General features: G+C 67.5%; 5 protein-coding genes. All 5 read left to right on the top strand.

Translation table 11 applies throughout. The features are described 5' to 3' along the window. Window positions 1–197, top strand: a 197-nt coding sequence (locus tag Q1W26_RS03015; protein ID WP_300435693.1) for a hypothetical protein, incomplete at its 5' end; no start/stop codon positions are given. A gap of 71 nt (window positions 198–268) precedes the next feature. Next, window positions 269–1,216, top strand: a complete 948-nt coding sequence (locus tag Q1W26_RS03010) for a LysR substrate-binding domain-containing protein (RefSeq protein WP_300435690.1) — start codon at window positions 269–271, stop codon at window positions 1,214–1,216. Then, window positions 1,213–2,031, top strand: coding sequence for a helix-turn-helix domain-containing protein (locus tag Q1W26_RS03005; RefSeq protein ID WP_300435688.1), 819 nt, complete (start codon window positions 1,213–1,215; stop codon window positions 2,029–2,031). Before Q1W26_RS03010 ends, Q1W26_RS03005 begins: the two co-directional genes overlap by 4 nt. A 103-nt stretch (window positions 2,032–2,134) precedes the next feature. Continuing rightward, on the top strand, window positions 2,135–3,901 hold the full coding sequence (locus Q1W26_RS03000) for an arylsulfatase (protein ID WP_300435685.1): 1,767 nt from the start codon (window positions 2,135–2,137) through the stop codon (window positions 3,899–3,901). A gap of 17 nt (window positions 3,902–3,918) precedes the next feature. Then, the gene (locus Q1W26_RS02995; RefSeq protein WP_300435682.1) at window positions 3,919–5,928 is read left to right on the top strand and encodes a tetratricopeptide repeat protein; all 2,010 of its coding nucleotides are present in this window, start codon (window positions 3,919–3,921) and stop codon (window positions 5,926–5,928) included. Window positions 5,929–6,334 lie beyond the last annotated feature (406 nt).

Genomic DNA, 6,334 nt, shown 5'->3' with positions numbered 1-6,334 from the left:
GCCTGGGCCATGCGCTGGGTGTGGCCGTAGCCGGAATGAAAGACGACAACGATCCGGGTCATGGTGGAGCTCCTTGTTTTGCGGGTTCGGATTGGGTGGTTCGGGTTGGTAGTTCGAAGAGAGAATCAGGGCGCCAGGTCGAACACCAGCACTTCGGCGTCCGCATGGTGTTTTCTCCTGAAGTGACACCACTTTAGCGCTGCAGCAGGCCCTCGCGGTGCAGGTGCTTTGATGGCATCATTCAAAAATACTGAACGATAAGAAGCCCATGCCGCAAATACCAGCCTCCCCCCGCGACGTGCTCACCCCCGACGCGCTGGCCATGCTCCAGCGCATCGCCGACGCCGGCAGCTTTGCCGCCGCGGCCCGCGCCGCCGGCATGGTGCCCAGCGCCCTCACCTACCGGGTGCGCCAGATCGAGGACGCCCTCGACGTGCTGCTGTTCGACCGCAGCTCACGCCAGGCCCGCCTCACCGACGCCGGCCGCGAGCTGCTCCACGAAGGCGCCCGCCTGCTCGACGAGATTGACGCCATTGCCAACCGGGTGCGCCGGGTCGCCACCGGCTGGGAAGCCCACTTCACGATCGCCCTGGATGGCGTGATCAACCGGGCGACGGTGCTCGAACTGTGCGGCGAATTCCTCGCCCTCGAACCGCCAACCCGCCTGCGCCTGCGCGACGAAACCCTGTCGGGCACGCTGGAGGCGCTCACCTCGGGTCAGGCCGACCTCGCCATCGGGCTGGTCAGCCCGGCCACCCCGATGCCCGGCCTGCGCACCTCGCTGCTCGGCCAGATGCGCTTCATCTTCGCGGTGGCGCCGCACCACCCGCTGGCCCGCGCGCCCGAGCCCATCGGCGACGAGGTGCTGCGCCTGCACCGGGTTGTCGCGGTGGCCGACTCCACGCCGCGCGGCAACGGCGTGTCGATCGGCCTGCTCGGCGGCCAGGACGTGTTCACCGTGCCCGATCTGCCGGCCAAGCTCGACGCCCAGCTGCGCGGCATCGGCGCCGGCTTTCTGCCCGAATGCCTGGCCCGCCCCTACATCGACAGCGGCCGGCTGGTGGAGCGCCGGGTCGAGCGCGACGAGCGGGTTTTCCAGGTCAGCTACGCGTGGCGCAAGCACGCCACCGGCGCGGGCAAGGCACTGCAGTGGTGGCTCACCCGGCTCGACAACCCGGCCACCCGCGCCGCGCTGCTCGAGCGCCGCCCGTCATGAAGACCATCGACGCCCTCAGCCGCGGCCTCGATGTGCTGCGCGGCCTGGAAGAACGCCGTGGCCAGTCGCTGGCCGAGCTTCACCGGGCCACCGGCATTCCCAAGGCCAGCCTGCTGCGCATTCTCGAAACCCTGGAGCAAAGCGGCTTTGCCTGGCGTGCCATCGGCGACGGACGCTACCGGCGCAGCGTTGCGCTGATCTTCCGGCCGGGCATCGACGACAGCCTGCTGCGCATCGGCGAAATCGCGGCGCCTTTCCTCGAAGGGCTGCGCAAAAAAGTGATCTGGCCATCGGACGTGCTTGTGCATCGCAACTACCGCATGGAACTCGTCGAAACCTCCCGGCGCCAGAGCAGCCTCAACGTGACGGTGTACGCCATCGGTTACCGGGTCGAGATGTTCCTGTCGGCACCCGGACGGGCCTTTCTGGCGTTTTGCAGCGATGCCGAACGGGACGCCATTCTTGCCGACGCAGCCGCCCATCCGCCGCTACTGGCGCGCAGCCGGCAAGTCATTGCCGGGGGCGAACTGGCGGCCATCCTCGAAGAAACCCGGCGCCTCGGCTACGCCTCCCGCGACCCGCTCTTCGGCGGCACTGACGACAAGGAAATAAGCGTTTCCGACGACGGCATCGACGCCATTGCCGTGCCCGTGCAGCACGGCGACAAACTGCTCGCCACGATGAACCTGGTGTGGCCGCGCAAATACAAGCTCAAGGCGCAGATCGTCCGCGAGCATCTGGCCGACATGCAGGAAACGGCCGCCGCCATTGCCGCAGCAGCGGAGGCATCCACCGAAAAACGTTCCACTGAGTGAAACGCCGCGCTGTCGAAAAAGCAAATCTCGAGACTCTGTGCAAGGATTCGCAAACCCGGTTCAGAGCATCGGCCGGGACGATAAAAAACACAGGAGACACAAGATGAAATCCCGGATCAAGCCCAGCGCCCTGCGTCTGGCCACGCTGCTCAGCCCCGTTCTAGCCCTTGCCGCCGGCCAGGCTTTTGCCGAGCCCGCCAAGCGCCCCAACATTCTGCTCATCGTCGCCGACGACCTGGGCTACACCGACCTCGGTGCCTACGGCGCCGAAATCTCCACGCCCAACCTGGACAAACTGGCCCGCACCGGCGCCAAGATGACCAGCTTCTACGCCTCGCCCTTCTGCTCGCCGACCCGCGCGATGCTGATGTCCGGCAGCGACAATCACCTCGTCGGCTTTGGCGACATGGCCGAGCTGATCACCCCCGAGCAGCGCGGCAAGCCCGGCTACGAAGGCAACCTCAACGAGCGCGTGGTGCCCATGGCCCAGGTGCTCAAGGACGCCGGCTACCGCACCGCCATGGCCGGCAAGTGGCACCTGGGCGTGGCCGAACAATTCAGCCCGGCCAGCCGCGGTTTTGAAAATTCCTACGCCATGGTGATGGGTGGCGCCAGCCACTGGGGCGACCAGAGCGGCATCGTCGCCCTCGACCCGGACAAGCCGCCCAAGGCCATCTACCGCGAAAACGGCAAGGCCATCGACATTCCCAAGGACGGCTTCTACTCGTCACAAGCCTTCACCGACAAGCTGCTCGAATACATCAAGAGCGGCGAAGGCTCAGGCAAGCCCTTCTTCGGCTACCTCGCCTTTACCGCGCCCCACTGGCCGCTGCACGCCCCCGACGCCGACATCGCCAAGTACGAGGGCCGCTACAAGGAAGGCTACGACAAGCTGCGCAAGGAACGCCTCGAGCGCATGAAAAAGCTCGGCCTGATCGCCGCCAACACCCCGGTTTACGAAGGCCACCCCAACTGGCCCAAGTGGGACAGCCTCACCAGGGAACAGCAGGAATCCGAAGCCCGCCGCATGACGGTGTACTCGGCGATGGTCGAAAACATGGACCGCCAGATCGGCCGCGTGCTCGATCACCTCAAGGCCAGCGGCCAGCTCGACAACACCTTCGTGTTCTTCATGTCCGACAACGGCGCCGACGGCAACTCGGTGTACGACGTGGCCCGCACCCGCGAGTGGATCCACAAGGACATGGACAACAGCACCGCCAACATCGGCAAGCCCGGCTCCTTCATCGAATACGGCCCCGGCTGGGCACAGGTCGGCATGTCGCCGTTCAAGCTCTACAAATCCTTCATGTACGAAGGCGGCATTTCGGTGCCCGCCATCGCCTGGGGCCCCGGCATCAACGGCGGCACCCTCAAGCGCGAATTCGCCCACGTGATGGACGTCGCCCCGACGATCTTCGAGCTGGCCGGCGCTACCCACCCCGGCACCCAATACCAGGGCCGCGAAGTGCTGCCCCTGCGCGGCAAGTCGATGCTGCCCTACCTGCAAGGCAAGACCAAAACCGTGCGCGGCAAGGACGACGCCGTGGGCTGGGAACTCGGCGGCCGCAAGGCGCTGCGCAAGGGCGACTGGAAAATCGTGTACGCCAACAAGCCCTGGGGCACCGGCGACTGGGAGCTTTACAACATCGCCCGGGACCGTACCGAAAGCCGCAACCTCGCCGCCAAAAACCCGGCCAAGCTGAACGAGCTTGTCGCCGCGTGGAAGCAGTACGTGGCCGAAACCGGCACCCTTGAAATCGAAAACCTCGCCAACCGCCCCGGCTACAGCAACGGCGCCAGGTACTACGAGGATCTCGAGATCGAAGCGAAGATGCAGCCACGGGCCGCCGCCAAAACCGCGCAATAAGCAAAAAGGCCTGCACCGTGCGCCGCCGGGTCGCTTGGCTGTCGGGGCTGCTGGCGCTGCTCGCCGCCTTGTCGGCGGGCGCCGCAGAGCCCCAGGCCGAGGCACGCCCCGGCTACATCGCCGATCGTGAATGCGCCGCCTGCCACCCCCGGCAGGCGGCCGCGTGGGCCGGCTCCAAGCACGACCGGGCCATGCAGGCGGCCAGCCCCGCCAGCGTGCTGGGCGATTTCGACAACGCACGCTTCAGTGCCCCGCAGCAGGAAACCCGCTTCTTCCGGCGCGGCACCCGCCACTTCGTGCACACCGACGGCCCCGATGGGCGCCCGGCGGATTTTCCGGTCACCCACAGCTTTGGCGTACATCCGCTGCAGCAATACCTGCTGCCGCTTCCCGGCGGACGCCTGCAAGCCCTGAGCGTGGCCTGGGACACCGTCAGGAAACGCTGGTTCACCCTCTACCCCGATGGCGCCTTTCCTCCGGGCTCGCCGCTGCACTGGAGCGGTCGCTACCAGAACTGGAACCTGATGTGCGGCGAGTGCCACACCACCGCCTTCCGCAAGGGCTACGACGCGGCCAGCGACCGCTACACCACCCGCTGGGCCGCGCCCAACGTGGGCTGCCAGGCCTGCCACGGCCCCGGCCGGGCGCACACCGAAAGCGCCCGCCGCGGCAAGCCCGTGCCCACCACCAACACGGCCCTCGCCAGCGCCCACGGCCAGGTGGACCAATGCGCCAGCTGCCACGCCCGGCGCACCCGCATCGTCGAAGACGCCGCACCCGGCACGCCCCTCCTCGACAACTTCATCCCCGACACCCTGCGCGCCGGGCTTTATTACCCGGACGGCCAGCAGCTCGATGAAGTCTTCGAATACGGCTCGTTTCGCCAGAGCCGCATGTACCAGGCCGGCGTGGCCTGCAGCGACTGCCACGAACCCCACGGCGGCAAGCCCCGCGCCACCGGCAACGCCCTGTGTCTGCGCTGCCACAGCCCAACGCCCGACCCGAAATTTCCCGGGCTCGTCAGCAAGAACTACGACTCGCCCGAGCACCACTTCCACGCCGCCGGCCAGCCCGGCAGCCAGTGCGTCGCCTGCCACATGCCCAGCCGCGATTACATGGTCGTGCATGGCCGCCGCGACCACGCGATCCGCATTCCACGGCCGGATCTCACCCGCAAGATCGGCGCGCCCAATGCCTGCCAAAGCTGCCACCCCGACCGCCCGGCCGAATGGCTGGAGGCCGCCATCGACGCGCAGCACGGCGCCCGCCAGCGGCCCGAGCATTACGGCGAGACACTCCACGCCGCCCGCACCGGCCAGCCCGGTGCCGATGCCCGTCTCGTGGCGCTGATCAACGACACCCGGCAGCCGGCCATCGTGCGCGCCACGGCCATCGAAAGCCTCGCCAGCCCTGTGCCCGACGCGGCTTTCAGCGATGCCGACCCCGCCGTGCGCAGCGCCGCCGCAGCCAGCCTCGGCGCCCGTCCCGCGCCCGAGCGCCTGGCCCGCCTGCCGGCGCTGCTGGCCGATCCGCTGCGCGCCGTGCGCATCGCCGCAGCCCGCGGGCTGGCCGACATTCCGGAAGCGCAGCTCGCGCCGGATCAGATCCGCCTGCGCCAGCGCGGCATCAGCGAATTCATCGCCGCACAAGAGGCCATGGCCGACATGCCCAGCGCACAGATCAACCTCGCGCTGCTCCAGCTCGAGCTCGGCAAACCGCAGGCCGCCGCAACCCACTACCGCCGCGCCATCGCCCAGGATCCAGGTTCCAACGCCGCCCGCCTCGGCCTCGCCCGCCAGCTTGTCGCAAGCAGGCAGCTCGACGCCGCCACCCGGCTGCTGGATGAGGGCATCGCCCGCTCCAGCCAGCCCGGCGAACTGCACTTCGCCCTCGGCCTGGTGGCCGGGCAGCAAAAAAACTGGAAAGAAGCCGCCGCCCGGCTTCAGCGCGCAGCCGAACTCATGCCCGACGACCGCCGCATCCGCCGCAACCTCGAAGCGGTGCGGCGGCATTTACTGCAGGAATAAGCGCAAAACCCTGCGGGCACAGACCAGCGGGCCAGGCACGAGCGTCTGTCATCGTTGTCGGTAACCCGACAATGCAGGGGTGATGTAGGGGCGACTTCAGTCGCCCGCTGAGGCTGGTCAACGGCCTGCCTGTGATTCAACGCGCGGACGGGCGATTGAAATGGCTGTGTTCGCGTTAAGTGTGTAATCACTATTCCTGGCCGACCCGCCGGGTTTGGAGGGTCTCACTTGTCGGGGGAAGCGCTTTCCACACGTTGTGCGAACCTTGGTGGTTCATTCCATTCGACCGCGAACCGGTTAGCCCTTGCGGGACGGCTTTCCGGTGTATGACCTTACATCGGCCGGGTCTCGCCCCGGCGGGCGACCTTCTTTCTTGTTGTACGACAAGAAAGAAGGCAAAGAAACG

The sequence above is a fragment of the Zoogloea sp. genome, assembly GCF_030157465.1.
Classification (GTDB): domain Bacteria; phylum Pseudomonadota; class Gammaproteobacteria; order Burkholderiales; family Rhodocyclaceae; genus Zoogloea.
Note: the sequence above shows the minus strand (reverse complement) of the source record. Positions and strands in the feature narration are given on the sequence as shown.

What these genes read in the sequence shown, in the direction of transcription:
- Q1W26_RS03010 (WP_300435690.1), top strand. Translation starts at nt 269, where the DNA reads ATGCCGCAAATACCAGCCTCCCCCCGCGACGTGCTCACCCCCGACGCG.
- Q1W26_RS03000 (WP_300435685.1), top strand. Translation starts at nt 2,135, where the DNA reads ATGAAATCCCGGATCAAGCCCAGCGCCCTGCGTCTGGCCACGCTGCTC.
- Q1W26_RS03005 (WP_300435688.1), top strand. Translation starts at nt 1,213, where the DNA reads ATGAAGACCATCGACGCCCTCAGCCGCGGCCTCGATGTGCTGCGCGGC.